The sequence below is a fragment of the Streptomyces sp. NPDC050658 genome (genome assembly GCF_044457025.1).
In the GTDB taxonomy this organism is placed as follows: domain Bacteria; phylum Actinomycetota; class Actinomycetes; order Streptomycetales; family Streptomycetaceae; genus Streptomyces.
Genome location: NZ_JBITGM010000004.1, coordinates 279,233 through 304,257 on the forward strand (window position 1 = coordinate 279,233; position 25,025 = coordinate 304,257).

Annotated in this window: 25 protein-coding genes; 12 read left to right on the forward strand and 13 right to left on the reverse strand. The window is 71.4% G+C overall.

Annotation, left to right across the window (positions count from 1 at the left end):
* Positions 1-15 precede the first annotated feature (15 nt).
* Positions 16-366: a VOC family protein gene (locus tag ACIBKX_RS16895; RefSeq protein ID WP_363272676.1), complete on the forward strand. Its 351-nt coding sequence runs from the start codon at positions 16-18 to the stop codon at positions 364-366.
* Positions 367-399: 33 nt separating this feature from the next.
* Here the strand turns inward: ACIBKX_RS16895 and ACIBKX_RS16900 are convergent, their stop codons facing one another.
* On the reverse strand, positions 400-771 hold the full coding sequence (locus ACIBKX_RS16900) for a fic family toxin-antitoxin system, toxin component (protein WP_363272677.1): 372 nt from the start codon (positions 769-771) through the stop codon (positions 400-402).
* Positions 772-775: 4 nt separating this feature from the next.
* Positions 776-1,003 carry an antitoxin gene (locus ACIBKX_RS16905; protein WP_363272678.1) on the reverse strand — a complete coding sequence of 76 codons (228 nt, stop codon included), beginning with the start codon at positions 1,001-1,003 and terminating at the stop codon, positions 776-778.
* Between the two features lie 166 nt (positions 1,004-1,169).
* On the opposite strand from ACIBKX_RS16905, the gene ACIBKX_RS16910 reads away from it, so the two are divergent.
* The 3 genes from ACIBKX_RS16910 to ACIBKX_RS16920 are packed head-to-tail and all read left to right on the forward strand — an operon-like array spanning position 1,170 to position 5,524.
* Entirely contained in the window at positions 1,170-2,006 is an 837-nt protein-coding gene (locus ACIBKX_RS16910; RefSeq protein WP_363272679.1) for an ABC transporter ATP-binding protein, read from the forward strand.
* A gap of 14 nt (positions 2,007-2,020) precedes the next feature.
* Positions 2,021-4,585 (forward strand): FtsX-like permease family protein, encoded by a 2,565-nt coding sequence (locus ACIBKX_RS16915; protein ID WP_363272680.1) that lies wholly within the window; start codon positions 2,021-2,023, stop codon positions 4,583-4,585.
* Positions 4,586-4,633: 48 nt separating this feature from the next.
* Entirely contained in the window at positions 4,634-5,524 is an 891-nt protein-coding gene (locus ACIBKX_RS16920) for an LLM class F420-dependent oxidoreductase (protein ID WP_363272681.1), read from the forward strand.
* Positions 5,525-5,537: 13 nt separating this feature from the next.
* On the opposite strand, the gene ACIBKX_RS16925 is transcribed toward ACIBKX_RS16920, so the two are convergent.
* From ACIBKX_RS16925 to ACIBKX_RS16935, 3 genes are all read right to left on the reverse strand, one after another.
* A complete protein-coding gene (locus ACIBKX_RS16925) occupies positions 5,538-6,692 on the reverse strand; it encodes a hypothetical protein (RefSeq protein WP_363272682.1) in 1,155 nt (384 codons plus the stop codon).
* A 42-nt stretch (positions 6,693-6,734) separates the two neighbouring features.
* On the reverse strand, positions 6,735-8,315 hold the full coding sequence (locus tag ACIBKX_RS16930) for a PQQ-binding-like beta-propeller repeat protein (protein ID WP_363272683.1): 1,581 nt from the start codon (positions 8,313-8,315) through the stop codon (positions 6,735-6,737).
* A gap of 100 nt (positions 8,316-8,415) precedes the next feature.
* Complete coding sequence (locus ACIBKX_RS16935; RefSeq protein WP_363272684.1) at positions 8,416-9,969, reverse strand: PQQ-binding-like beta-propeller repeat protein; 1,554 nt, start codon at positions 9,967-9,969, stop codon at positions 8,416-8,418.
* A 109-nt stretch (positions 9,970-10,078) separates the two neighbouring features.
* Between ACIBKX_RS16935 and ACIBKX_RS16940 the strand changes: the two genes are divergently transcribed.
* The 5 genes from ACIBKX_RS16940 to ACIBKX_RS16960 all read left to right on the forward strand — a co-directional run bounded on the left by ACIBKX_RS16940 (position 10,079) and on the right by ACIBKX_RS16960 (position 15,259).
* Positions 10,079-10,504, forward strand: a complete 426-nt coding sequence (locus ACIBKX_RS16940; RefSeq protein ID WP_363272685.1) for a GNAT family N-acetyltransferase — start codon at positions 10,079-10,081, stop codon at positions 10,502-10,504.
* A 180-nt stretch (positions 10,505-10,684) separates the two neighbouring features.
* Positions 10,685-12,016 carry a hemolysin family protein gene (locus ACIBKX_RS16945; protein WP_363272686.1) on the forward strand — a complete coding sequence of 444 codons (1,332 nt, stop codon included), beginning with the start codon at positions 10,685-10,687 and terminating at the stop codon, positions 12,014-12,016.
* Complete coding sequence (locus tag ACIBKX_RS16950) at positions 12,013-13,026, forward strand: hemolysin family protein (RefSeq protein ID WP_363272687.1); 1,014 nt, start codon at positions 12,013-12,015, stop codon at positions 13,024-13,026. The genes ACIBKX_RS16945 and ACIBKX_RS16950 overlap by 4 nt, the downstream gene beginning before the upstream one ends.
* 29 nt (positions 13,027-13,055) lie before the next feature.
* A complete protein-coding gene (locus ACIBKX_RS16955) occupies positions 13,056-14,690 on the forward strand; it encodes an ABC-F family ATP-binding cassette domain-containing protein (protein ID WP_399375812.1) in 1,635 nt (544 codons plus the stop codon).
* A 5-nt stretch (positions 14,691-14,695) separates the two neighbouring features.
* On the forward strand, positions 14,696-15,259 hold the full coding sequence (locus ACIBKX_RS16960) for a barstar family protein (protein WP_363272689.1): 564 nt from the start codon (positions 14,696-14,698) through the stop codon (positions 15,257-15,259).
* Here ACIBKX_RS16960 and ACIBKX_RS16965 read toward each other — a convergent pair.
* Together ACIBKX_RS16965 and ACIBKX_RS16970 are read right to left on the reverse strand one after the other, a co-directional pair.
* Positions 15,249-15,497, reverse strand: coding sequence for a holin (locus tag ACIBKX_RS16965; RefSeq protein ID WP_363272690.1), 249 nt, complete (start codon positions 15,495-15,497; stop codon positions 15,249-15,251). The genes ACIBKX_RS16960 and ACIBKX_RS16965 overlap by 11 nt on opposite strands.
* A gap of 334 nt (positions 15,498-15,831) precedes the next feature.
* Positions 15,832-16,236 carry a cupin domain-containing protein gene (locus ACIBKX_RS16970; RefSeq protein WP_363272691.1) on the reverse strand — a complete coding sequence of 135 codons (405 nt, stop codon included), beginning with the start codon at positions 16,234-16,236 and terminating at the stop codon, positions 15,832-15,834.
* A gap of 52 nt (positions 16,237-16,288) precedes the next feature.
* Between ACIBKX_RS16970 and ACIBKX_RS16975 the strand changes: the two genes are divergently transcribed.
* Together ACIBKX_RS16975 and ACIBKX_RS16980 are read left to right on the forward strand one after the other, a co-directional pair.
* Positions 16,289-17,284: a helix-turn-helix domain-containing protein gene (locus ACIBKX_RS16975; protein ID WP_363272692.1), complete on the forward strand. Its 996-nt coding sequence runs from the start codon at positions 16,289-16,291 to the stop codon at positions 17,282-17,284.
* Between the two features lie 63 nt (positions 17,285-17,347).
* Complete coding sequence (locus tag ACIBKX_RS16980; RefSeq protein ID WP_363272694.1) at positions 17,348-18,517, forward strand: pentapeptide repeat-containing protein; 1,170 nt, start codon at positions 17,348-17,350, stop codon at positions 18,515-18,517.
* Positions 18,518-18,549: 32 nt separating this feature from the next.
* On the opposite strand, the gene ACIBKX_RS16985 is transcribed toward ACIBKX_RS16980, so the two are convergent.
* The 3 genes from ACIBKX_RS16985 to ACIBKX_RS16995 all read right to left on the reverse strand — a co-directional run bounded on the left by ACIBKX_RS16985 (position 18,550) and on the right by ACIBKX_RS16995 (position 22,058).
* A complete protein-coding gene (locus ACIBKX_RS16985; RefSeq protein WP_363272695.1) occupies positions 18,550-19,995 on the reverse strand; it encodes a hypothetical protein in 1,446 nt (481 codons plus the stop codon).
* Positions 19,996-20,106: 111 nt separating this feature from the next.
* Complete coding sequence (locus tag ACIBKX_RS16990) at positions 20,107-20,595, reverse strand: pyridoxamine 5'-phosphate oxidase family protein (protein WP_363272696.1); 489 nt, start codon at positions 20,593-20,595, stop codon at positions 20,107-20,109.
* A gap of 41 nt (positions 20,596-20,636) precedes the next feature.
* Complete coding sequence (locus ACIBKX_RS16995) at positions 20,637-22,058, reverse strand: MFS transporter (RefSeq protein WP_363272841.1); 1,422 nt, start codon at positions 22,056-22,058, stop codon at positions 20,637-20,639.
* A gap of 245 nt (positions 22,059-22,303) precedes the next feature.
* On the opposite strand from ACIBKX_RS16995, the gene ACIBKX_RS17000 reads away from it, so the two are divergent.
* Positions 22,304-23,227 carry a LysR family transcriptional regulator gene (locus tag ACIBKX_RS17000; RefSeq protein ID WP_363272697.1) on the forward strand — a complete coding sequence of 308 codons (924 nt, stop codon included), beginning with the start codon at positions 22,304-22,306 and terminating at the stop codon, positions 23,225-23,227.
* A gap of 56 nt (positions 23,228-23,283) precedes the next feature.
* On the opposite strand, the gene ACIBKX_RS17005 is transcribed toward ACIBKX_RS17000, so the two are convergent.
* The 3 genes from ACIBKX_RS17005 to ACIBKX_RS17015 form a co-directional block, all read right to left on the reverse strand.
* The gene (locus ACIBKX_RS17005) at positions 23,284-23,583 is read right to left on the reverse strand and encodes a hypothetical protein (protein ID WP_363272842.1); all 300 of its coding nucleotides are present in this window, start codon (positions 23,581-23,583) and stop codon (positions 23,284-23,286) included.
* A 98-nt stretch (positions 23,584-23,681) separates the two neighbouring features.
* A complete protein-coding gene (locus ACIBKX_RS17010) occupies positions 23,682-24,179 on the reverse strand; it encodes an SRPBCC family protein (RefSeq protein ID WP_363272699.1) in 498 nt (165 codons plus the stop codon).
* Positions 24,180-24,188: 9 nt separating this feature from the next.
* Entirely contained in the window at positions 24,189-25,004 is an 816-nt protein-coding gene (locus ACIBKX_RS17015) for an NAD(P)H-dependent oxidoreductase (protein ID WP_363272700.1), read from the reverse strand.
* Between the last annotated feature and the right edge of the window lie 21 nt (positions 25,005-25,025).

Below are 25,025 nucleotides of genomic sequence, written 5' to 3' on the forward strand. Positions count from 1 at the left end.
ACCTATCCTCGCCGCATGATCAACGGTGCGCACGTCATCATCTACAGCAACGACGCCGAGGCGGACCGCGCCTTCTTCCGGGACGTACTGGAGTATCCGCACGTCGACGCGGGCGGCGGCTGGCTGATCTTCCGCCTGCCGCCCGCCGAGGTCGCGGTCCATCCGACGCCCGGACCGGAGTCGCACGAGCTGTATCTGATGTGCGAGGACGTGGAACGGACGGTCCGTCAACTGACCGAGCGGGGCGTGAAGTTCACCCAGCCGGTGACCGACGCGGGCTGGGGCCTGCTCACCCGTCTCAAGCTGCCGGGCGGCGGCGAGGTCGGCATGTACGAGCCGCACCACCCACGGGCCACCGAGCTGTAGAACGCCTGGGCGGTCTTCTGGAGCGCCGGAACGCTACAGGCTCCACTGCCGCAGCACGTCGGCGATGGCGTAGACGCTCGCGCCGTCCTCCTTCACCAGCCGGGCCAGATCACGCACCTGCTCGGCCGATGTGACGACCTTCAGGCCGCTGGCGACGAGATAGGCGTAGGCGGCGGACACCGCGAAGAGGGCGTTGGAGCGTTCGAGTGCGGGGATGTGCAGCAGGATCTGGAGCAGGGCGGCGGCGCGCTCGTGCGGGCTCTCGTAGACGGGTACGCCGAATATTTCCGCCTCGTGCCGGCTGACGGCGGCCACCAGGGCTCCCCAGTCGGTGACCTGCGGGTCTCCGGGCGTCTTGTGTTCGGCGACCATCAACAGCCAGGCAAGATCGATTCTGAGGTTCAAGGGCTTAACGACGACCCTCGCGCTCGGGACCGAACTCCTCGACGAACACGGATTCGTAACTCTTCATGAAGTCGGCGGCGGCCTCGACGAAGGTGTGTCCCACTTCCCCGGCGTCCTGCTTGACCAGTTCCTCGATGTACCGGTTCACGCTCATGCCCCGGGCCAGGGCGCGCTCTCTCGCGGCCCGGGCGGTGCCCTCGTCCACCCGGACGTTCAGCTGAGTCTTCGCCATGTCCTCAAGCTAGCGCCGTGCCGCTAGCACCGGCAAGCAGGCCTGACCCGTGCCCCTTACATACGTCTCAGGGCCACGACCTCGGAGGGATACCGGGCGCCCGCCCCGACCCTCTACTCTCTGCACCGATACGGGAGTCGGTACGGCCACAACCCAGGAGGCCGCCTTGTCCACACCTGCTTCGGCACCGGCAACGGACCGTTCGGAACCCTCCGGGGTCGCCGCCCGCGCGCGCGGCCTGACCAAGGCGTACGGCTCCGGCGAGACGGCCGTGCTCGCCCTCGACTCGGTCGACGTGGACATCGCGCGGGGGCGGTTCACCGCGGTGATGGGCCCCTCCGGTTCCGGGAAGTCCACGCTGATGCACCTGCTCGCCGGGCTCGACACGGTCTCCGCGGGCCAGGTCTGGCTGGGCGACACCGAGATCACGGGGCTCAGGGAACGGGAGCTGACCCGGCTGCGGCGGGACCGCATCGGCTTCATGTTCCAGTCCTTCAACCTCATCCCGACGCTCAACGCCCTCGAGAACATCACGCTGCCGATGGACATCGCGGGCCAGCGCCCCGACCGGGACTGGCTGGAGCACGTCATCGACACGCTGGGGCTGCGCGACCGGCTGGGGCACCGCCCGGCTCAGCTGTCCGGCGGTCAGCAGCAGCGCGTGGCGTGTGCGCGGGCACTCGCATCCCGCCCCGAGCTGATCTTCGCCGACGAGCCGACCGGCAACCTCGACTCGCGTGCGGGCCTCGAAGTGCTCGGCTTCCTGCGCGAGGCGGTCGACAAGCTGGAGCAGACGGTCGTCATGGTCACCCACGATCCGGGCGCCGCCGCCCACGCCGACCTCGTGCTCTTCCTGGCCGACGGCCGCATCGTCGACGAGATGCCGCGCCCGACGGCGGAGGCGGTCCTGGAGCGCCTCAAGCGGTTCGACGTGCTGCACGCGCAACCGCGCGAGAGCGCGCAGCAGGGCGAGCACCCCGACAGCACCTCCGACCAGGACTGAGGCGGGCCGCGGTCATGCTGAAGGCGACGCTCCGCAGCTTTCTCGCGCACAAGGGCAGGCTGCTGCTCTCCGCGCTCGCCGTGATCCTCTCGGTGGCGTTCGTGGCGGGCAGCCTGATCTTCTCGGACACGGTGGCCCGCACCTTCGACCGGCTCTTCGCCTCGACGTCGGCCGATGTGACGGTCGAGCCGAAGGAGGACCTGGACGAGGCGATTCCGTCCGGCCAGACGCCGACGATCCCGGCGAGCCTCGCCGACCGCGTTGCGAAGGTCGACGGCGTGGCACGGACCCGGGTGGACGCGGCCGTCGAGAACATCACGGTCGTCGACGGCGAGAACGAGTCGGTGGGCCCGACCACCGGCGCCCCCACCATCGCCACCAACTGGTACGTCACCGACCGCAGCCCCGTCGAGCTGACCTCCGGTCACGCCCCGCGCGGCGGGGACCAGGCGCTGCTCGACGCGGACACGGCCGACAAGAAGGACGTGGAGATCGGCGACACCCTCACGGTGCTCGCCGCGCCGGGATCCTTCAAGGTCGAGGTCGTCGGCATCGTCACGTTCACCACCACCAATCCGGGCGCGGCCCTCGTCTTCCTCGACACGCCGACCGCCCAGCGGGAGCTGCTCGACGACAAGGACGCGGCGACCGGCATCTCCGTGGACGCCGCCCCCGGCGTGAGCGACACGGAGCTCAAGCGCCGGATCGCGGCCGAACTGGGCTCCGGCTACGACCTGAAGACCGCGGAGGAGCAGGCCGACTCCGCGGCGTCCGAGCTGGGCGGGTTCCTCGACGTCATCAAGTACGTGATGCTGGGCTTCGCCGGTATCGCCGTACTGGTCGGCATCTTCCTGATCGTCAACACCTTCTCGATGCTCATCGCGCAGCGCACCCGCGAGCTGGGCCTGCTGCGCGCGCTCGGCGCCGACCGCAGGCAGGTCCGCCGCTCCGTGCTCACCGAGGCGGTGCTGCTCGGCGCGGTCGGTTCGACGGTGGGCCTCGCGGTGGGGATCGGCCTGGCGGCCGGGCTCATCGAGCTGATGGGCCTGCTCGGCATGAACCTGAAGTCCACCGAGATGGTCATCGGCTGGGGAACTCCCGTCGCCTCGTACGTCGTCGGGGTCGGCGTCACGTTCGTCGCGGCGTATCTCCCGGCGCGCCGGGCCGCGCAGGTCTCGCCGATGGCGGCGCTCGCGGACGCCGAGATCGCGGGCGTGGGGCGGCCGTTGAAGGTGCGGGCGCTGATCGGCTCGGTGGTCGCGCTGGCGGGCGCCGCCGCCCTCGTGGGCTGCGCGACGGCCACGAAGACCTCGTCGGCGGCCTCGCTGCTCGGCCTCGGTCTGGTCCTGACGTTGATCGCCACCGTCATCGCGGGGCCGCTCCTGGTGCGCCCGGTGATCCGGGTGCTCGGCGGCGCGTTCCCCGCCGTATTCGGCTCCATCGGACGGATGAGCCAGCGCAACGCCCTGCGCAATCCGCGCCGCACGGGCGCCACGGCCGCCGCGCTGATGGTGGGGCTCGCCCTGGTGACCGGTATGTCGGTGGCGAGCGCGTCCATGACCAAGTCCTTCGACCAGCAGATCGACCGGACGCTGGGCGCCGACTTCGTCGTACAGAACAGCAATTTCATCCCGTTCTCGCGGGAGATCACGGAGAAGGTGCGGGACACCGAGGGCGCGGGGCTCGTCGTGCGGCAGCGGTTCACGCCGGTGAAGGTGGCGCTGCCGGACGGCAAGAGCGTGGAGACGACCGCGGCGGGGTACGACGCACGGCTCGACGACGTCGCCCGCGTCACCTACGCCGAGGGCGGGTCCGCGCAGGCGCTCGCACCCGGAAACATCGCCATGGAGCGGGACTTCGCGAACAAGCACGACGTACGTATGAGCGAGAAGCTGCCGGTGGAGTTCCCCGGCGGGCGCAAGACGGAGCTGACGGTGGGCGCGCTCACCGATCAGGAGGGCGCCGAGGGCTTCGGCGTGGAGGGCGGACTGTTCTTCGGCATCAAGACGGTCGAGGAGTTCGTGCCGGGCGGCCAGGAGTCCGCGGTGTACGTGAACGCGGCGTCCGGGACCGGGCCCGACACCCTGCGCGACCGTCTGGAGAAGTCGCTCGACCCGTATCCGCAGGTGCAGGTCCGTGACCAGGCCGACTACAAGGAACTGATCCGCGAGCAGATCGCCGTGATGCTCTATCTCGTGTACGCGCTTCTGGGGCTCGCGATCATCATCGCGGTGCTCGGCGTCGTCAACACCCTTGCCCTGTCCGTCGTGGAGCGCACCCGCGAGATCGGTCTGCTGCGGGCCATCGGTCTTGCGCGCCGGCAGTTGCGCCGGATGATCCGGCTGGAGTCGGTGGTGATCGCCGTGTTCGGCGCGCTGCTCGGGCTCGCGCTCGGTCTGGTGTGGGGCGTCGCGGCGCAACAGGTGCTCGCCCTCCAGGACATGAAGGCGTTCGCGATCCCCTGGTCGACGGTGATCGCGGTGGTGATCGGATCGGTGGTCGTGGGGCTCGCGGCGGCGCTGCTCCCGGCGCTGCGGGCGTCGCGCATGAATGTCCTGGCGGCCATCGCGCATGAGTGATGGACTGGGCATCGCTGTGCCAACTGTCCATTGTCACAAGGAGAGTTCATGGTTCGCCCGTTTCGTTTCGGCGTCAACATGGTCACGCCCGCCACCGGTGACGAGTGGCGCAAGAAGTGCCGCAAGGCGGAGCAACTCGGTTACGACGTCATCCTGGTCCCCGACCACCTGGGCACGCTCGCCCCGTTCCCCTCGGTCGTCGCGGCCGCCGAGGCCACCGAACGGCCGCGCGTCGGCACGTTCGTCCTGAACGCCGGGTTCTGGAATCCGGCGCTGCTCGCCCGTGAGGTGGCCACCACGGACGCGCTCACCGGCGGCCGCTTCGAGCTGGGCCTCGGCACTGGTTACGTACAGGCGGAGCATGACCTGGCGGGGCTGCCCTATGGCTCGCCGGGTGAGCGGGTGGCCCATCTGCGGCATACGGTCGAGGAGTTGGACCGGCTCTTCGCCTCCGACGAGCATCAGCCGCAGCCCGTGCAGAAGCCCCGGCCGCCGCTGGTGATCGGCGGGAACGGCGACCGGATGCTGGAACTGACCGCGCGGCACGCCGACATCGCGGCGTTCACCGGGGCGCGGCCGGTGTCCGGTGGCGGGGCGGGCGTGATGACGCCCATCACCTCGGACGAGCTGGAGGAGCGCGTCGCCGCCTATCGGCGGTTCGCGGCGGGGCGCGCCGAGCCGGCCGAGCTGAATTTCCTGGGGCAGATGGTCGCGGTCACCAACGATCCGCGCGCGGCGGTCAGGCCGCTCCTGGAGATGGTCCCGCACCTCACCGAGGACGAGGCCCTCGAACTGCCGCACCTCCTGTTCGGCTCCGTCCGGGACATCGCCGACAAGGTGCGTGCGCACCGGGAGCGCTTCGGCTTCTCGTATCTGACGATCCTGGAGCCCTACTTCGAGGCGTTCGGACCGGTCATCGAGGAGCTGCGCGGGGAGTGAGGGCGCCGTGGCCTCACCGGTGACCCCCGAACCGCGTCCACTTCTCGCCGCCGTCGTCGGAGGTCCACAGTCCCTCGCCGTCCACCAGGTCGTACGTCGACGTCGTCGCGTCGACGATGCCGTACAGGGTGGTTCCGTGGACGGTGATGGAGGTGAACTTCTTCGGGGTCTTGAGGGGGTGGAAGCCGCGGTTCGAGGGGTCGTCGGCGAGCCAGAGGCGGCCGCGGTCCTCGCCGACGAGGAGTCGGCCGTCCGAGAGTGCCTCCAGGGTCAGCAGCTCGGAGGGCCCCTTCAGGTCCTGCCACGGAATGCCGCCGCCCGTGACCGTGCGCCAGTCGGCGCCGCCGTCCGTCGTCACCAGGAGGCCGCGCGTCCGCTCGCCCTTGATGAGCGAGACCGCCGCGGTGCCGCCCCGTGCGGCGATCTTCCCGCCCACGTAGGGCTTCGGCAGGACGCGGGTGGAGCCCTCGGGGTTGCCGCCACCCCGCCAGGCGACGCTGTTGGGTTCCTCGGTCAGCGGCTGGACCAGGCTCCAGGTCGTGCCCCGTTCGTCGACGGCGAGGCGATGGGCGTCGTCCGGCACTCCGACGGGCGGCGCCGCGGTGTGCGTGCCGGGGCGGTAGACGAGGGTCGGCTCCGACTCGGTGAGCAGGACATCGCCGGCACGGGTGGCCAGCGCCTTCTCCTTGACGGTGACTTCGTGCCGCTTTCCTTGTACGTCGAGTGCGTACACCCCGTCCGAGCCCTCGCCCGGCGGTACCCGCACGAAGCCGCCGCGCCCGCCCCTGAACTGGACGCGCGCGGCCTCCGCGTCCGTGTGCTCCGCGTCCTCGGCGACCATGCGGCCGTCGGGGGCGACGATGCGCCAGGCGGTCGCGGCGGGCCCCTCGTCGTCCTCGACGTTGCCGGCGTCGTACGTCAGGAGCAGCGAGCCGTCGTCCGCACGGGCCACGCCGGAGGGTGCTCCGGCGGCCCAGACGACGTCCGCGGGCTTGGGGTGCGGGTCCTCGATGACGCGCTTGTAGCGCGCCTCGCGGTCGCCGGTCTTCCCGTTCGCGGACCCCTGCGCGGCGCTCTCGCCCTGGCCGCAGGCGGCCAGGGCGAGGACCGCGCCCGTCGCCGCCACGATCCCGAGGGTCCGCCTCGTGTTCCTCTTCAGCCACACCATGCCGAGATCTTCACACAGCTGCGCGGCAATGAAGCCGTACGGCTATTTGGCGGCGAAGCCGTACATCATGACCGTGCCCTTGTCCGACGAGCCGTACTGGGCGAGCAGGTCGGAGCTGATGAACAGTTTGTTGTGGGTGAAGAGGAGTTCGGAGCGGAGCGGGGAGAGCGTGCTGGGGCGGGTGGTGGCGTCGAGGAGCACCTTCTCCTTCTTCAGCGTCCTGCCGTCGACGGAGACCACCTGGGCGTCCGGGCTGCTCCTGTAGACGAGGACGTTCCCGCCGTCCATGCGGATCGGGAAGATCGGCGAGTTGTCGCCCGCCGAGAGCCGCTCCCCCGTGGTCTTCCCGGTGGCCAGCGAGAACGTCACGATGTCGTTGGTCCGCGAGAATTCCGCCGTCCCGTCGCGCTGCTCGGTCGGCACGTAGAGCCTGCCGTTGCCCACCGTGATGCCCCGGCAGTCCTGGACGATGGAGGCGGTGCCGCACTCGTGCAGGTACCTGTCGTCGGGCAGCGGGATCCTCGTGCGCCGCTTGCTCCGGTCGTCGAAGGCGAAGACGTCCGTGGCGCCCGACGCGCTGATCTCGCCGGAGTCGACGGCGACGACCACCGGGTCGGTGGAGATGACGCTGGGGCTGGTGACCCCCTCGGGGAGCTTGTGGGTCGCCTTCGCCGAGCCCGTCCTCGGGTCGATGACCTCGAGGCTGAACCGCTCCGAGCCGAAGTCACCGCAGGAGCGGACCGCCACCAGGCGATCGCCGCCGCCGTACCCGACGTCACGGCACTTCTCGCCCTGCTCGGGTTCCCACAGGACCGTCCCCTTGCTCAGGTCGAACGCCGCGCCTCCGTAGAGACCGCCGACCGCCGCCGTGTCGCCGCTGATGGTGACCTGGTTGAACTGTGTCTTCTCCTTCTGGTAGCCGACGGTGATCGACTTGGTCCAGAGCTTGGTGCCGTCGTCCACGTCGAACGCGGTCACCTCGGTGCACGGGGCGCGGACGCCCTTGTCGTTCTTCACGGTCGGCGCCGTGACGACGACGGCGATGCCGTCCTTGCCGATGCCCGGGGAGCCCGCGCAGGACTGTCCCGGCTTCGGCAGGTCCCAGAGCCGCTCACCGGAGGTGGCGTCGACGCCCACGATCTTGCTGACGGAGGCCTTCGCGTACACCTTGTCGGTGAGCCAGGAGCCCTTCGACGGCCAGGTCTCCTCTCCCTTGGGCAGCTTGGGCTGCACGGCCTGGGTCTTGAAGTAGGCCTCGGGGTCCGCGGGCACCGGCTCCTTCGGCTTCTCGTACTTCACCGCGGCCTTGTCGCCACCCGGCTTCGCATCGGCCTTGTCCTTGGAGCCGCCCCCGAGGGAAGCGGCGTACCAGACACCGCCTCCGACGATCAGTGCGATCGCGGTGACGACCGAGACGACGGCCACGGTGCGTCTGCCGGACCGCCCGCCGCCGCCGGGCGGTTCGGTGGGCACGACGGGTACGACCGGCACCGGCGCCCCCTGCTGGGGCGCCGGCGGACCGAAGCCGCCGGGCGCTGGGCCGAAGCCGGGGTTGTGTGCCTGCGGGGGCGGGCCGAAGGCGCCCTGCGGGGACTGTTCCGGCGGCGGGGCGGGCTGCGTCATCGTGACTCCAACTGCTGGTGCGGGCACTGCTGTTCGCTGTGGTGCGGGGACGCCGGCGGAGGTGACACGGGGCACCCCCGTATGTCCTCCTTCGGCCGCCTCACCGGCCGAAGGAGAGCATGCGGGGATTTCCCTCCTCGCCCGCGGTGCCGTTGTTCTTGCCTTCCAGGGACGACGGCGACACGAACAGCCGGTCCTCGGCGTAGAGGGTGTAGCCCACGGTCATGTCCACCTCGATCGGCCGGGCCGCCTCGGTGTGCCTGAGCAGCACCTCCGGTTTGCCGCCGTCGGGGCCGATCCGCAGCGTCTGGCCGGTCTTGTCGACCCAGGCCCTGGCGTAGACGATCACTCCGGGCCGGTCGCCGCCGCTCGCCGCCACCGGTGTGAGCTGGCCCTTGCCCTTGACCTCGGCGCCCCAAAGCCGCTTCCCCTTGGCGAGGTCGAAGGCGACGACCCTGTTCGGGCCGATCACGTCGCCGCCCGTGGGCTTGCTCTCCAGGTAGATCCTGTCCTTGGCGACGGCGGCGCCGGGACAGTTCTGCATGCCCTCACCTGAGTCCCCCGCCCCCGCACACATCTCAATCTCTTCGGGGCCCTTGTCGAGGCGGGTCCAGGAGCGCTCCTTCCCCTTGTCGTCGACCGCGACGACCGCCCACTTGTCCATGTCCTCGCGGTTCTTGACGGCCACGACGACGGGGTCCACGGAGTAGACCTTCTGGATGTTCCAGCCCTTCTTGGTCCAGTAGCGCCACTTGACGTCGCCGGTGCGCGGGTCGAGCTTCCTGAGCCGCCCGCGCGTGGTGTCGTCGGTGACCCCGCAGGACCCCACCTCGAGCAGCCTGGCTCCCCCGGCGACGCCGGTCGCATAGCAGCCGCCTTCCTTCTCCCGCTCGGCGGTGAAAAGGCGTTTGCCGTCGCTGATCCGGTAGGCCCGCACGATCATGTCCTGGTTGACGACGACGGCGCCGCCGCTGATCGCGAGGGTGGTCATGCTGGTGTCGTCCATCGTGCCCGTCGCGACGAGCGGCTTGTGCCAGCCCTTGGCGCCGGACTTCAGGTCGATCACCTGGAGTTGATCGCACTTCTTGTTCTGCTCGGACTCGCGTTCCGTGTACGCGACGACGACCTTGCCGTCCGGTGTGGGGTTGACCGGCGTGTCGCACACCTCGCCGGGCAGCGGCACCGTCCAGGCCTGCTTTCCGGTGGTGGTCCGGTAGCCGGTGACCTCGTTGTGCTCGGCCTGGGCCACGATGCCGGGCACCCGCCAGGGGTCGTAGAGCCGCGCGCCCTTGCCCGGCAGCTTGATCTCGTTCATGGCGAGCCAGGCCTTGGCCTCGCCGGGCTTGCGCCCCGCGTTGACGTCGATCACTGCGGCCTTGCCGTCGTCCTGCGCCTCGGTGTCCCGCTCCGGCGTGGCCGACGGGCCCCCGTCCGACGCGTCCTTGCTCGCCGCCGCGACGGGCTCGCGGGAGCCGTCCCCGTCGTCACGGGTGAGGGCGTAGGTGCCCGCGCCGACGAGCACCAGGGTGAGGGCCGCGGCGCCCAGGAGGATGCCGCGCCCGCGTCCGCCGCCGCCTGTGGCGGGCGGCGTCGGCTGTGCATAGGGGTTTCCGGGCACCGGCTTGTGGGGCGGCCCGGACTCACGATTGACCATGGAACAGAGTCTGGACCAGCCGAAGCAGTTTCTAGAAGCTTTTTCTAGAAAAAGATTCTAGCAGGAAATCAGTCGCCGACCGGGCCCGCGCACTGCTTGCATCGACCCCATGAGTGATCTTCGACTGCGCCCCGCCACCCCTTCCGACCTCGACACCGTGCTGAGCTTCTGGCGCGAGGCCGCGGAGGGCACGAGCATCAGCGACGACACCGACGGCATGGCCCGCCTCGTCGCACGCGACCCCGAGGCCCTGATCCTCGCCGAGCGCGACGGCGTACTCGCCGGGACGGTGATCGCCGGCTTCGACGGCTGGCGCTGCCACCTCTACCGCCTCGCCGTGCACCCGGACCACCGGCGTCAGGGCGTGGGCTCGGCGCTGCTCGCCGCCGCCGAGGACCGTTTCGTGCGGCTCGGGGGCCGGCGCGGCGACGCGATGGTCCTGGACCGCAACGATCTCGCCCACCACACGTGGCGCGCCGCCGGCTACGCGCCCGAGCCGCAGTGGAGCCGCTGGGTCAAGCCGCTGACCGGCTGAGGCCCCGCGCGCGCCGGGCCCCGGGCGGCCCGCATCGGCGCATTTTGCTGGTCCTTTACTATGGACGGACCACTTCGATTCCAAGGAAAGGTGTGAGCGTCCGCCCATGGGCGAGCCTCCCAGTACCCGACATCGCGCATTCCCCCGGTCCCTGTCCGATCATGGGACGGAGGTGAACCGATGACCGAAGTGCTCCTGCTGCTCGTGGCGGTCCTGCTGTCGCTGGCCTGCGGCGTCTTCGTCGCCGCGGAGTTCTCCCTCACCACGGTCGAGCGCAGCGACCTCGAGCGGGCGGCCGAACGCGGCGAGCGCGGCGCCGCCGGCGCGCTCAAGGCCGTCAAGAACCTCACCTTCCAGCTCTCCGGGGCCCAGCTCGGCATCACGGTCACCAACCTGATCGTCGGCATGCTCTCCGAGCCCTCGATCGCCAAGCTGATCGCCGGTCCGCTGCGTTCCATGGGCATCGGCTCATCGGCGGCATCCTCCATCGCCCTGGTGCTCGGCACGGCCCTGTCGACGGTCTTCCTGATGGTCGTCGGCGAGCTGGTGCCCAAGAACTGGGCGATCTCCTCGCCGCTGGCCGTCGCCAAGCGCGTGGCGACGCCGCAGCGCCTGTTCAGCGCGGCGTTCCGGCCCTTCATCGCGCATCTGAACAACACGGCGAACCGCTCGGTGCGCCGCTTCGGCATCCAGCCCACCGAGGAGCTGGCCTCCGCGCGCTCCCCCAAGGAGCTGGTGGCGCTCGCCCGGCACTCCGCCAAGGAGGGCGCCCTGGAGGCGGACACCGCCGAGCTGTTCGTGCGCACGCTCAACCTGGCCGACCTGTCGGCGGAGAACGTGATGACGCCGCGCGTCCAGGTCATCGCCCTCGACGCGCTCGCGACCTGCGAGGACGTCGCCAACGCGACGCGTGCGACGGGCCTGTCCCGGTTCCCCGTCTACCGCGGCAACCTCGACTCGGTGGTCGGTGTCGCGCACATCAAGGACGTCCTGGCGATACCGGCCGAGCGGCGCGCCCGCTACCCCGTCGCCGAGCTGATGCGCGAGCCGCTCCTCGTACCGGAGTCGCTGACCGTCGACCGACTGCTCGACCGGCTCTCCGGCAAGCGCACGATGGCCGTCGTCATCGACGAGTACGGCGGCACCGCCGGGGTCGCCACCCTGGAGGACATCGTCGAGGAGGTCGTCGGCGAGGTGCGGGACGAGCACGACCCGCACGAGACGCCCGACATCGCCCCCGCGGGCACCGACGACGAGGGCCGCACCCTGTACTCCGCCGACGGCTCGGCCCGCACCGACCAGCTGGCCCGCGTGGGCCTGCGGGCCCCCGACGGGCCGTACGAGACCCTCGCCGGGCTCGTCGCCACCGAACTCGGCCGCATCCCGGCCAAGGGCGACAGCCTCGACGTGGGCGGCTGGCGCCTCGATGTCGTGGACGCCCGCGGCCGCCGCGCCGCCCGCGTCCTGCTGCACGCACCGTTGACCACCGAGCGCCCGGAGGAGGAGCGATGACCGCCGTCCAGTTGCTGATCGGCCTGGCGACGCTCGTCGTCAACGCCTTCTTCGTCGGCGCCGAGTTCGCACTCATCTCCGTACGGAGAAGTCAGATCGAGCCGTACGCCGAGGACGGCGACCGGCGAGCGAAGAGCGTGCTGTGGGGTCTGCAGCACGTGTCGGCGCTGCTCGCGGCGGCGCAGCTCGGCATCACGCTGTGCACCCTGGTGCTCGGCATCGTCGCCGAGCCGGCCATCGCGCACCTCCTGGAGCCGCTGTTCGACGCGGTCGGCGTGCCGCACGGCCTGGTGCACCCGATCTCGTTCGTCATCGCGCTCGCCCTGGCGACGTATCTGCACATGCTGCTCGGCGAGATGATCCCCAAGAACATCTCGCTGGCCGAGCCGGTCCGCTCGGCGCTGCTTCTGGGCCCGCCGCTGGTCGCGCTGGCCCGTGCCCTGCGCCCGGTGATCTTCGCGATCAACGCGTTCGCCAACGGCCTACTGAGGCTGCTCAGGGTCGAGGTGAAGGACGAGGTGTCCGCGACGTTCTCGGACGACGAGCTGGCCCGGATGGTCAAGGACTCCGGCGACGCTGGGCTGCTCGACGACCGTGCCCAGGAGCGGCTGCACGACGCGCTCGAACTGGGCCGCCGCCCGGTGCGGGACGTCGTGCTTCCTCTGGAGCGGGTGGTGTACGCGCATGTGGGCGTGACGCCGGAGCAGTTGGAGCGACTTTCCGCGGAGTCCGGCTTCTCCCGCTTCCCCGTCGTGGACGAGGGCCGGCGCATCGTCGGCTATCTGCACGTCAAGGACGCGCTCGACCGGGCGCCGCGCGATCTGCCGTTCCGGGTGCCGGACATGCGCAAGATCGCGCAGGTGCGGGAGACCACTCCGCTGGACGACGTGCTGACCGCGATGCGGGGCAGCCGTACGCATGTGGCGGCGGTGCTCGGCTCGGACGGCAGGCTGGCGGGAATGGTGACGATGGAGGACGTGCTGAGGGAGCTGTTCGGCCAGCCGGCGTAAGCCGGTCCGCAAGCCCGACCGAGGGGGAAGTGCGCACCGTGAGTCAGCTCGTCCTGCGTGAGGTGTCGTACGGCTATCCGGACCGGCCCGTGCTCGAACGGGTCTCGCTCTCGGTGCGGCCCGGCGACAAGGTCTGCGTCATCGGCGAGAACGGCTCGGGCAAGTCGACACTGCTGCGGCTGATGGCGGGCGAGCACCGGCCCGCCGACGGCGAGGTGGCCGTCGTCGCGGACGGCGGCACCGGCTATCTCGCGCAGACGCTGCGGCTGCCGCCGCAGGCCACCGTGCAGGACGCGGTGGACGACGCGCTCGCCGAGCTGCGCGACCTGGAGCGGCGGATCGGCGCGGCAGAGGCGGCGCTGGGCTCGGCCGGTCCGGACGGGCTCGCCGCGTACGGGGATCTCGTCGCCGCCTTCGAGGCGCGCGACGGCTACCGCGCCGACGCGCGTCTGGAGGCCGCCCTGCACGGTCTCGGCGTACCGCACCTGGAGCGTTCACGCGCCCTGGGTTCGCTGTCCGGCGGCGAGTCCGCGCGCCTCGCGCTCGCCTGCGTCCTCGCCCCGCGGCCCGAGCTGCTGCTGCTCGACGAGCCGACGAACCACCTGGACGACCAGGCGCTCGGCTGGCTGGAGGAGCGGCTGCGCGCGCACCGGGGCACGGTGGTCGCCGTGACGCATGACCGGGTGTTCCTGGACCGGGTCGCCGGGGTGATCGTCGAGGTGGACGGGGACCGAGGATCGGCGGCCCGGTACGGCGGCGGCTGGCACGGCTATCTGGAGCAGCGGACGACGGCCCGCCGCCGCTGGGAGGAGCGCTATCGGCGGTGGAGCGAGGAGGTCGACCGCCAGGAGCGGATCGCGCAGGGCGGTTCCGAGCGGCTCTCGACGGGCTGGCGGATGAGCGAGAGCCGCCGCTTCGGCCGCCACCAGCGTTCGGTGGAGGGACAGATCTCCTCTGTCGTGCGCGGCGCCCGGGAACGGCTGCGCCGCCTGCACGCCGAGCCGGTGCCGCGCCCGCCGGACCCGCTGCACTTCACGGCCGGTGACGGCCTCGCGGGCGGCGACCATCCCTTCGTACGTCCGGTCTCGCTGACGGACGTCGCGGTGGGCGAGCGCCTTGCCGTACCGTCCCTGGTCCTCGATCCGGGCTCACGCACGCTGGTCACCGGGCCGAACGGCGCGGGCAAGTCGACGCTGCTCGGGGTGCTGGCAGGGGTGGTGACGGCGGACGGCGGCGACGTCCAACTCCCGCCCTGTATCGGCTACTTGCCACAGGAGATCCCCCACCTCACGACCACCGAGGCCACGAGCTCCCTGCTCGACGCCTTCGCGCAGGGACTGCCGGGCCTGCCCGAGGACCACGCGCCCCGGCTCCTCGCGCTGGGCCTGTTCCGGGAGGCGGACCTCGAACTCCCGGTGCGGGGCCTCTCGGTGGGACAGCGCCGCCGCCTGGCCCTGGCCCGCCTGGTGACCCGCCCGGCGGATCTCCTCCTCCTGGACGAGCCGACGAACCACCTCTCCCCCGCCCTGGTCGAGGAACTGGACGAGGCGCTGTCCGGCTACGGGGGCACGCTGGTGGTGGTGTCGCACGACAGGCGGCTGCGGCAGCGCTTCCGGGGCGAACGCCTGCGGGTGGCGGCGGGACGACTCACGGCACACCCCTGACCCGCATGCACCCCACCCTCACCGAACGCCGTGCCCCCTGGGTGGTCTTCACCCCCGCGGACGCGTCCTGGCTACAGTCCGAGATCTCCGCACTCCGGTCCCGTGGCGGCGCCGTGTTCCGCCTGAACGGACGCGAGTTGTCCGACCCCCACGCCCTGTTCACGGCCTTCGCACGGGAGTTGGACTTCCCCGGCTACTTCGGCCACAACTGGGACGCGCTGGTGGACTGCCTGCACGACCGCCACCACCACGGGGCCGGCACAGGGGACGCCGCGATCCTGATCGACCACGCCGACGGCCTCCTGGACGCCGACTTCCTCGGGCTCTTCGTCTCGGTCCTCTGCCAGGCGGCGTGGCACACCAACCTCCGCCTCGACGCCGACGGAACACCGGACGAGGAACTCCCGCCGCTCGCCCTGCACTTCGTCTTCCTCCTCGACGAAACGCCGCCGTCAGCCTTCACGGATGCCGTGGCCGCCGGCATGGACGTGGTGGCGACACTTGAGGCGGCGGAGGCCTTGACGGCAACCCTCACCGAGGATGAGTGGCCCCCCGGCGTCAAGGAGTAGCCCCACCCCCCTGAGCCGTAGGGGTCTCCGTCAGCCCGGGACCACCGGACCCGACCTTGGCGGCACCGACCGCCGTGAGGACGGCCAGGAGCGTCGCCATCCCGGCGGTGGCCAGTGCCGCCTTCCAGTCGATGTCCAGGAGGCTGGTCCCCCCGGCGACCAGGATGGCGCCGAGTGACTGCGCGAAGGTCCGGAGCGCGCGCTCCGAGGTGGCCTTCCAGAAGGCGGCGGTCCACATGACGGGCTCGCTCTCTGCAGGAGGTTGACGGGGCAACTCCCGGCATACCGCTGCGGGGGGCTACTGCCCAGCCGCGGAACGGGCCTGGTGTGGCGCGGAGTTCTCCACACCGATGAGCCGAACCATGCGCCGCATGACAGAAACGGGCAGGGCCGGACTCCGGGCGATGCTCTGAGCCGATTCCGTCTCACCGAGCAGCCGGACCGACACCCGTTCGCGCAGCCCTCCACGACCTCCGTCGGCAGCCTCGAACAGCGGCACCCCTGCCGCCGGTAGGTCCGCAAGGTCGTCTCTGCCGTCCGCCATGGCAGCCCATCCTGCCGTAGCCCTCGCGTCAGGCCTCCAGCGCATGCCCCGTCGTCGCGTCGACGTGGTCCGGGATTTCCTCGTGGCGGTCGCCGACCGTCGTTGTGCCGGTGGGTTCGAGGAGCAGGATCGCGGCGCCGGACGGTGCGGACGGCTTGTGTTCGGTGCCGCGGGGGACGGTGAAGACCGAGCCCTTGGGGAGGGTGACCGTGCGTTCGCCCGTGGGCTCGCGCAGGGAGATGCGCAGTTCGCCGTCGAGGACCAGGAAGAACTCGTCGGTGTCGTCGTGGGCGTGCCAGAGGTGGTCGCCCGCCACCTTGGCGATCCGTACGTCGTAGTCGTTGACGCGGCTGACGATGCGGGGGCTCCAAAGGGCGTCGAAGGAGGCCAGGGCGTTGTCGAGGGCGATGGGGGTTGGTTCGTCGTTGGTCATGAGGCCAGTTTCCGGCGGGCTCGGGCCTTGGCGTGAGTGGTAGAAATGGCTTATGGCGCAAGAATCCTCTCACGCGGGCGGCCGGGCCGAGCGGCTGCACCGCGTCGTCGTCATCGTCGACGCCAACTCGAACCCCTTCGAGCTCGGCTGCGCGACGGAGGTGTTCGGGCTGCGCAGGCCTGAACTGGGGCGCGATCTCTATGAGTTCGCGCTCTGCTCCCCCGAGCCGCGCACCCTGATGCGGGACGGCTTCTTCACGCTGACCGGGGTCGCGGGGCTCGAAGCCGCCGATACCGCTGACACCCTCATCGTGCCCAACCGGCCTGATGTCGAGGTGCCGCGCCGGCCGGCCGTCCTCGACGCCGTGCGCCGGGCGCGGGACCGGGGAGCGCGGCTCGTCGGCTTCTGCAGCGGCGCCTTCACGCTCGCCGAGGCCGGGGTGCTCGACGGACGCAGGGCCACCGCCCACTGGCAGTGGGCGGACGCCTTCCGGGCACGGTTTCCCGAGGTCACGCTCGAACCGGACGTACTGTTCGTCGACGACGGGGACATCCTCACCGCCGCCGGAAGCTCCGCCGCGCTCGACCTCGGGCTGCACCTGGTCCGCCGGGACCACGGAGCGGAGGTCGCCAACTCGGTGAGCCGGCGGCTCGTCTTCGCCGCCCATCGGGACGGCGGTCAGCGCCAGTTCGTGGAGCGGCCCGTGCCGAACGTGCCGGACGAGTCCCTCGCCCCGGTCCTCGCCTGGGCCCAGGAGCGGCTCGACGCGCCCCTCACCGTGCCCGACCTCGCCGCGCGGGCGGCCCTCAGCCCCGCGACCCTGCACCGGCGCTTCCAGGCCGAGCTGGGCACCACGCCGCTCGTCTGGCTCACCGGCGAACGCGTCGCACTGGCCTGCCGGTTGATCGAGCGGGGCGTGTCCGGATTCGACGTGGTCGCCCGCCGCAGCGGCCTCGGCACGACCGCCAATCTCCGCGCCCTGCTGCGCCGCGAGACCGGGCTCACACCGTCGGCATACCGGCGCAGGTTCGGCCCCGGACCGGAGTGAGCCGTGTCCGCTAGCCTGGTGGCCTCCTGGACGGCGACGGGCCTTGAGAGGTGACGGGGAACGGTGACGATCGAGATCCACCGTGCGGACCTGACGTCGGATCAGCCGGAGGCCCGGCTGGCCGCGGTGACCGCCCTCGGCGGGCTGCTCGCCGCGCCGGACACACGGGGCGGGGAGCACGACGGGATCGTCGAGGATCTCGTCCGGTTCGTGCGCGGCAGCGTCGAGCATCCCCAACTCTCCCGCATGTCACCGGTGTTCCTGCGCAGACGCACCCCCGTCACCCCTCCCCCGGACGTCCAGGCCGCCCTCACGGCACTGGCCCACCGCCCCGATGCCGTCGAGCCACGCCCCCTCGGCCTCGACGGCATCGACCTGCGCGGCGCGGACGCCGGCCAGGGCCGCTGGGCGCATGCCCGGCTGGGCAACAGCGACCTCCAGGACGCCGATCTCGGCGGGGCCGACCTGCGCGACGCCCACCTGAAGTGGGCCTTCCTGGAGCGGGCGAACCTCGCGTCGGCCCAGCTCGGCCACGCCAATCTGACCAACGCGCACCTGTGGGGAGCCGATCTGCGCCGGGTGCGCGCGGAGCACGCCGTCTTCTGGGGCGCCGACCTCCAGCACGCCCATGCCGAGGACGCCCGCCTCGAATTCGCCGACCTGCACCGCGCCATGCTCGACCACGCCGATCTGCGGCGCGCACAACTGACGTTCGCCTCCTTCAACGCCTCATCGCTGGAACACGCCGACCTCAGGGAGGCCGTGCTCCGCTCGGCGGATCTGCGGGAGGCCCGGCTCGACGCCGCCGACCTGACCGGCGTACGCATGGAGAAGGCGAATCTGTCCCGCTCCCGGCTGCGCGACGTCCGGCTCGTCGACGCCCATCTGCGGGGATGCGAGCTGGTGAACGTCGAGGCGCAGTACGCCGAGCTGCGGGGCGCGGACCTCTCGCACGCGGGCCTGGGGGCCTCGGACTTCGAGTACGCGGACCTGCGTGGGGCCGATCTCGGCGACGCGTACATGTACAACACCCGGCTGCGGCGCGCCGACCTCGGCGGGGCGCGGCTCGACCAGGCCAATCTGCACAGCGCCGATCTGACCGAGACCTGGGGTCTCGAACCCGAGCAGCTCGCCCGCGCCTGGGTCTACGAGAGCACACGCCTCGACCCGGACCTCGCCCGGCACCCCGTGGTGCGGGCCCGGATCAGGGCGACGGAGACCCGGTTCGACTGACCTGCGCGGACGGCACCGCGACGCTCGCGGGCTCAGTTGACCGTACGCAACCGCGACAGCTTCTCGAAGCGGTCCCGGAAGCCGTCGGCCCGGCCCGGCGGCAGCCCCCAGAGCCTGCCGACCTGCGGCATGGCGTCGGTCATCTCCCGTGACTGGGACCGCACTTGGACGAGGAAGCGCAGCTCGGGGCGGAAGCACTGCCACCACAGGCGGCGACCAAGTCCCGCCGGGACCTTCGCCGCGTCGATGCCCAGCAACGTCGTGACCGCGTCGGGGAGTTGCGGCGGCGTCGCCCGGGTGAGCCTGCCCGCGATCTTCCCCATCAGCGAGAAGCCGTGCCCGCACACCTCGGTCAGCTTGACGGCCTCGCTGCGCACCGCCATGAGCAGTTCCCTGGACGTGTCGGACACCTCGCCGCGGGCCAGCGCCGCATCGAGTTCGGCCCGTCGGGCGCGGAACCCGCCTGCCTGCTCCCGGAGTTCGGCGAGGCGCGGCCACACGTCCTCGGGACGCCGGGCGTCGGCGAGCGCGACGGCGAGGAACACCGGCAGGACGAGGTCCTGCTCGCGGGCGAGTTCGCGGTAGGCGCGGTGCGCGGCCTCACCGGTGAGCAGCGCGTCCTCCAACTCCCAGCCGCGCGCGCAGAAGTAGTGGCGGAACGGCATCCGCGCGGTGGCCGGCGCGTACGGCAGTCCGAGCAGGTCGGCGAAGCACTGCGAGGCGTACGCCCGGTAGGTCACGTCACCGAGCACGGGTGCGCAGGCCTCCGTGGACGGCGCCGGCAGATCGCCGCAGTAGGGGTCGCGCAGCAGCGTCAGCTTCGGGGTGAACCAGCGCTGGCTCTCGCACGCCATCAGCGCCTCGTCGGGGCGCACGGGCCGTCCCGTCACCAGCGCCCAGGCGTCCGCCACCCGGCCCACGGCGTCGGCCCAGTACGTGCCGGGAGGCAGCTCCCGCTGGTGGGCGAGGGGTGCGATCAGTTCGTGGTACGCGCTCAGGCTCCGCTCATAGAGCCTCCCCGGCACCTCCGCCTCCCATCGCGACAACGGCGGGACGCTCTCGAACACCTCTTCCCCGCCCAGGAGTTGATTGAGCTTCGCGGCGGGGACGAGGTGTTCTCCCGCGTAGTGGATCCGGTCCGACATGATCACCCGGTCGGTGAACGCGGCGAGGTCCCACAGCGTCAGCGGGGTCAGCCAGCGGCGGTCACCGGCCAGCAGCCGGGTGGCGATGCCGATGGTGGTGGCGTCCATGAAGACGCCGTTGCGGCGGCGGTCGGCGGCCGGTCGCCAGTCCGCCAGCTCCCGCGCCTCCTCCGCCGTCGCCTCCTCGTGGAGGAGCCCCGCGTCGACGGCCTCGGGCAGCGCGGGATCGTCGCCGTCCCACTGCTTGAGTCTGTCCGCCACGCGCCGCGCGTCCGCACGGCAGTTGTCGAACAGCTCCGCGGGCGTCCGCGCCGCCAGGGGATCTCCGTTCACGTACGGACCTCCGTTGTGTGGGACTCCGGGCCGGTGCGCGCGTCTCCGGGCAGGACCCTGAGACTCCGGGCAGCTTCCTGAGACTCCACACCGGCCACCATCATCCCCGCATCAGTCCGGCTCCGGCTGCCAAATCGTGCTGCGCAGATCCGAACCGCGTACCAGCTGGATCCGCCAGGGATCGATGCGGATCACCTCGTACTCGGGGTCGTCAGGGCCGCCGCTCCAGTAGTGCACGGGGTCGTACCCGACCCCTGGCGGCCCGCCTCTCTCGTACAGCTCCCAGGCGTGCCGCTTGGCGGCCTTGTCGTCGCTCCAGGCGGAGAGGGAGTCGACGTGGAGGGTGTTCTGCCGGGGGTTCCAGTAGGAGTAGGTGGTGTGCGGGTTGCGCGCCAAATGGGCCGTCTTCACCGGGGTCTTGTACGCCGCGAGCCAGCCGACCGGGCGGCCGTCGACGATCTCCCAGACGGGCAGCAGGACTCGGGCACGGGGGCGGTTCCTGCGGTCGACGGTGATCATCGTGGCGTACTTGATGTCGCGTACGTAGGAGAAGAACGTGTCCCGCACCGCGGAGAAGTCGCTGGTCCTGGTGGTGGTCATGACCGGGTACTCCTTTGCTGGATCGGTGAGTTGAGGGGATTTCAGCGGGCCGCGGGCAGGTCCGCCGGGTCCTCGGCGGGCGTACCGGACGCCGTCACCCGCCCCGCCCGTGAGCGGAGCCCGAAGGCGCTGACCGCTGCCGCGAGGAGCACCGCGGCGAGCGGCACCCACAGGGCCGCGCGGTAGCCGTCGAGCAGGTCGGCGGGGGCGGCGGACGCGGTGGCGGCGACGTTGACGGCGGTGACCGTGGAGAGGCCGAGCGCGGCGCCGAACTGGAAGGAGGTGTAGAGGAGTCCGCCGGCCAGGCCCTGCTCCTCCTCCTTGACGCCCTCGGTGGCGACGATGGTCAGCGGCCCGTAGGCGAGGGCGAAGCCGAGGCTGAGGATCACCAGGCTCGGGAACATCGCCGCGTACGTCCAGTCCGCGCCGACCGGCAGGAACAGGGCGTAGGCCAGCGCCGCCAGCAGCAGTCCGCCGAAGATCACCCGCGCGTTGCCGAACCGCTCGACGAGCTTGGGCGTGAGGGTGGGCGAGAGCACCGCGTCGAGCCCGATGACGATCATCGCGAAGCTGGTCTGCAGGATGGACCAGCCGCGCAGCTCCTGGAGGTAGAGCACGACCAGGAACTGGAACCCGAAGAAGCCTGCCGCGAAGAGCAGTCCGGCCACGTTGGCGCGGACGAGCGCGCCGTTGCGGAAGATGCCGAGCCGGACCAGCGGCGCGGCCGTGCGGCGTTCGACGGCGACGAAGACCCCGAGGAGCGCGAGGCCCGCGGCGAGGGTGCCGAGGGTCGCGGCGAGGCTCGTGTGGGAGGCCCGCTCGACGCCGAGGACGAGCAGCACGATGGACGCGGTGACGGTGAGGCCGCCGGCCAGGTCGATGCCCGTCCCGGTGCGGGCGGGGCGCGGCGACTTGGGCACGAAGGCGAGCGCGGCGAGCAGGATCACGGCGGAGAGCGCCACGGGGGCGAAGAAGACCCAGCGCCAGCCGACCGAGGCGAGCAGCCCGCCGATGACCAGGCCGATCGAGAAACCGCCCGCGGCCGTTCCCGAGTAGAAGAGCAGGGCCTTGTTGCGCCGCGGGCCCTCCTCGAATCCGGTGGTGATGATGGAGAGTCCGGCCGGGGTCATGAAGGCCGCGGCGACTCCGGTGACGAAGCGGGCGACGATCAGCATCCAGCCCTCGGTGGCGAATCCGCCGAGCCCCGAGAAGAGCAGGAAGACCGTGAGCCACAGGACGAACATCTGACGGCGCCCGAAGAGGTCCGCCGCGCGCCCGCCGAGCAGCATGAAGCCGCCGTAGCCGAGGACGTACGCACTCATCACCCACTGGAGGCTGCCGGTGGACAGGCCCAGGTCGGTACGGATGGACGGAAGGGCCACGTTGAGCATCGCCACGTCGATGCCCTCGAGGAAGATCGCGCCGCACAGGACGAGGAGGATGCCCCATTCGCGCGGCTTCAGGGCTGTGGCTGAATCTGTAGCTGTATCTGTGCCTGTATCTGTGCGTGTATCTGTGCCTGTGCCTGTCGGCGTACTCATGTCGATTCCTCTGTTCCCTTGTTCACTTGCTTCATTTGCTTCACTTGCTTCACTTGTTCTCGTGCTTCCTTCTCACCATCGATCGGGCCGCGCGGCGGAACAACGGCGAAGATCGCAACGTTCGTTCAACCGGGCTTACCGATCCGATCCGAGCTGGGGGAACGTCGATGGAGCGCGATGAACTGGAGTGCTTTCTGCTGCTCGCCGACGAGTTGCACTTCGGCCGCACGGCCGACCGGATGCGGCTCTCCCGCGCCCGCGTCAGCCAGCTGGTCCAGCGCCTCGAACGACGCGTCGGCGCCCCGCTGTTCCTGCGCACCAGCCGCCGCGTCGCGCTCACCTCGCTGGGCCGTCAGCTCCGTGCCGACCTCGAACCGCACCATCGAGCGATCGGGGCCGCGCTCGAACGGGCCGCCGCCACCGCGCGCGGCATCGAGAGCGTCCTGCACGTCGGCTTCTCCAACCCGCTGACCGGCGAGATCGTGATGAAGGCGACGGAGGCGCTGCGCGCGAGCCACCCCGGTCTCGCCGTGGAGATCTGCGAGGTACCGCTCTCCGATCCGTACGGGCAGCTGCGCAGCGGCGATTTCGACGTCCAGCTCACCGAGTTCCCGGTCCGCGAGGCGGATCTCGGCGCCGGTCCCCCGCTGCTCGCGGAGGAGCGGGTGCTCGCCGTGCCGGCGGGCCATCCGCTGGCCGGCCGGGACACGGTGTCACCGGAGGACCTGGCGGACGTGTCCTTGCTGACCATCGCGGGCGAGGTCCCCGACTACTGGCTCGAGCACCATGTGCCGTCCCGTACGCCGTCGGGGCGCGCCATCAGCCGCGGGCCCGGCGTCACCAATATGCAGGAGGCCCTGATGCTGGTCGCGGCGGGCAAGGGCGCGCTGCTCGCTCCCGCGCACACGGGGACGTATTACGCGCGGCCGGGCGTCGCGTACGTCCCCTTCGCGGACGCGGAGCCGGTCGGGTACGGCATGGTGTGGCGTGCCGGTGACGACACAGGCGCGATCGAGGCGTTCGCGCGGACGGCACGGGAGATCGCGCGGGACGTGGCGCAAGGGGATCCGCGGAGCGCGGTGCCGGTGTGAGGGGGATGCCGGTGTGAGCTGGGTGCCGGTGTGAGCTGGGGCGCGCCCCGCCGGGCCTACGTTTCCCCGAGGCGGCGGCGCAGGCGGCGGATCTCGGCGACGAGGCGCGGGACGTCCTCGCGGGCACGGGCGATGAACCGGGCGTTCTCGTCCCAGCGGGCGTCGGCTGTATCGGCGTACCGCGGACTCTGGACGAGCGTGGCGGCGACGATCTCGCCGTGGTCGAAGTCGGGCCACCGCTCGCCGCGTCCCGACTCGGGAGCGGTGCTCACGGCGACGAGGCTCATGGCGTGGTCGTCGTCGAGTTGCCGGACGTGCCAAGGGCCGGGGGTCGCGGCCGCGGCGATCTCCTCGATGGTGTCGAGGTCGCCGAGATCGCCAAGGTCGCCGAGGTCTGCGAAGTCGTCAAGGTTGTCGAGGTTGTCGAGGTCTTCGTCCGTCGGGCGGTTGTGGCTCACTCGGGGCCGCTTCCTGCCCGCGGGCCCGGCGATCGGCGGTCGGCCGCCTCCGCCGTCGCCTTGACGTGATCGTTCCGGCTGCGGATGAGGTGCGGCATATAGCGGTTGAGCGCGGTCCACTCGGCCAGCCTGCCCAACGGGCCGAGCGGGGCGGCGAATTCGATGACGTCGCGCATCACGGTGCCGCCGCGGCCGTCCGGCTCGAAGTGATGGGCGTGGTGCCAGCGGGCGAACGGCCCGGACACCTGCTCGTCGACGAAGTACCCCGGCCGGTCGAAGGCAGTGATCCGGGAGGTCATGCGCCACTGGACCCCGAAGTGCCTGGCGCGCCAGGTGACGGACTCCCCGAGCCGCATGCCCCCGGCCTCGACCCCGCCGACGATCCGCTCGCCGGAGGCGGCCATGGAGGCGGTGTGCACGTCGACGTCGAGCGAGATGTCGAAGACGAGTTCCGGCGGTGCGGCGACGCGGGTGACGACTTCGAAGCGGGTCATACGGCGAGCCTATGACGCCCGGCGGTGTCGGCCGCCGTCCGGGGTCCGCCCTGCCGGGCGCGGTGCGCGGTGCGCTGCGACGCCCGTCAGCTCCGGGGCGATCTCCGGGCGCAGGACGAGCTCGTCGTCGTAGTCGCCGCCGTGCTCGTGGCGGAAGGGCAGCGGGGCGGTGTCGGGCAACTCGCGGAGCCTGGCGCACAGTTCGGCGGTGCGGACACCGTAGCCGGCGGCGTCGAGTCGGTCGGCGCCGTAGACGACGTACGGCGGAAGGGCCGCCATGCCCGTGTACCAGAAGACGCCGTGCAGGAGCGGGAAGAGCACCTCGTCCACCTGCCCGTGGATGCCGCGCGGCCCGAATCCGGACTCCCGCGCGCCGACCGAGGTGATCACCATGGCCCGCTTCCCGGCGAGGCCGCCGTCCCCGTACCGCAGGGTCCGCCCCAGCTCGTCCTGGAGCCCGAAGGCGAAACCCTGCACGAGCACCCGGTCGAACCATCCCTTCAGGATCGCGGGCGGCCCGAACCACCACAGCGGGAACTGGAAGACCAGCGTGTCCGCCCAGGCGATCTTCTCCTGCTCGGCCGCGATGTCGTCGGACAACTTGCCCGCCGCGTGGGCCTGTTCCTGCGCGGCGCCGACCAGCAGCCGGTCCGCCGACTCCCGGTGGAAGTCGTCGGCGTCCACCACCGGCTTCCAGCGCATGGCGTACAGGTCGGACTCGCGGACCTCGTGCCCCGCCTGGCGCAGCGCCCGTATCCCGTCGTCGCGCAACGAGCCGTTGAGGGAGCGGCCTTCGGGATGGGCGAATACCCAGAGAATCTTCATGTCCACGATCTTCTGCCGCGG

Coding starts and splice junctions, on each gene's coding strand:
- ACIBKX_RS16990 (WP_363272696.1), bottom strand. CDS start 20,595: ATGACCACCACCAGGACCAGCGACTTCTCCGCGGTGCGGGACACGTTC.
- ACIBKX_RS16935 (WP_363272684.1), bottom strand. CDS start 9,969: ATGGTCAATCGTGAGTCCGGGCCGCCCCACAAGCCGGTGCCCGGAAAC.
- ACIBKX_RS16930 (WP_363272683.1), bottom strand. CDS start 8,315: ATGACGCAGCCCGCCCCGCCGCCGGAACAGTCCCCGCAGGGCGCCTTC.
- ACIBKX_RS17000 (WP_363272697.1), top strand. CDS start 22,304: ATGGAGCGCGATGAACTGGAGTGCTTTCTGCTGCTCGCCGACGAGTTG.
- ACIBKX_RS16920 (WP_363272681.1), top strand. CDS start 4,634: ATGGTTCGCCCGTTTCGTTTCGGCGTCAACATGGTCACGCCCGCCACC.
- ACIBKX_RS16975 (WP_363272692.1), top strand. CDS start 16,289: ATGGCGCAAGAATCCTCTCACGCGGGCGGCCGGGCCGAGCGGCTGCAC.
- ACIBKX_RS16970 (WP_363272691.1), bottom strand. CDS start 16,236: ATGACCAACGACGAACCAACCCCCATCGCCCTCGACAACGCCCTGGCC.
- ACIBKX_RS16915 (WP_363272680.1), top strand. CDS start 2,021: ATGCTGAAGGCGACGCTCCGCAGCTTTCTCGCGCACAAGGGCAGGCTG.
- ACIBKX_RS16945 (WP_363272686.1), top strand. CDS start 10,685: ATGACCGAAGTGCTCCTGCTGCTCGTGGCGGTCCTGCTGTCGCTGGCC.
- ACIBKX_RS17015 (WP_363272700.1), bottom strand. CDS start 25,004: ATGAAGATTCTCTGGGTATTCGCCCATCCCGAAGGCCGCTCCCTCAAC.
- ACIBKX_RS16925 (WP_363272682.1), bottom strand. CDS start 6,692: ATGGTGTGGCTGAAGAGGAACACGAGGCGGACCCTCGGGATCGTGGCG.
- ACIBKX_RS16950 (WP_363272687.1), top strand. CDS start 12,013: ATGACCGCCGTCCAGTTGCTGATCGGCCTGGCGACGCTCGTCGTCAAC.
- ACIBKX_RS16965 (WP_363272690.1), bottom strand. CDS start 15,497: ATGTGGACCGCCGCCTTCTGGAAGGCCACCTCGGAGCGCGCGCTCCGG.
- ACIBKX_RS17010 (WP_363272699.1), bottom strand. CDS start 24,179: ATGACCCGCTTCGAAGTCGTCACCCGCGTCGCCGCACCGCCGGAACTC.
- ACIBKX_RS16905 (WP_363272678.1), bottom strand. CDS start 1,003: ATGGCGAAGACTCAGCTGAACGTCCGGGTGGACGAGGGCACCGCCCGG.
- ACIBKX_RS16940 (WP_363272685.1), top strand. CDS start 10,079: ATGAGTGATCTTCGACTGCGCCCCGCCACCCCTTCCGACCTCGACACC.
- ACIBKX_RS16960 (WP_363272689.1), top strand. CDS start 14,696: ATGCACCCCACCCTCACCGAACGCCGTGCCCCCTGGGTGGTCTTCACC.
- ACIBKX_RS16895 (WP_363272676.1), top strand. CDS start 16: ATGATCAACGGTGCGCACGTCATCATCTACAGCAACGACGCCGAGGCG.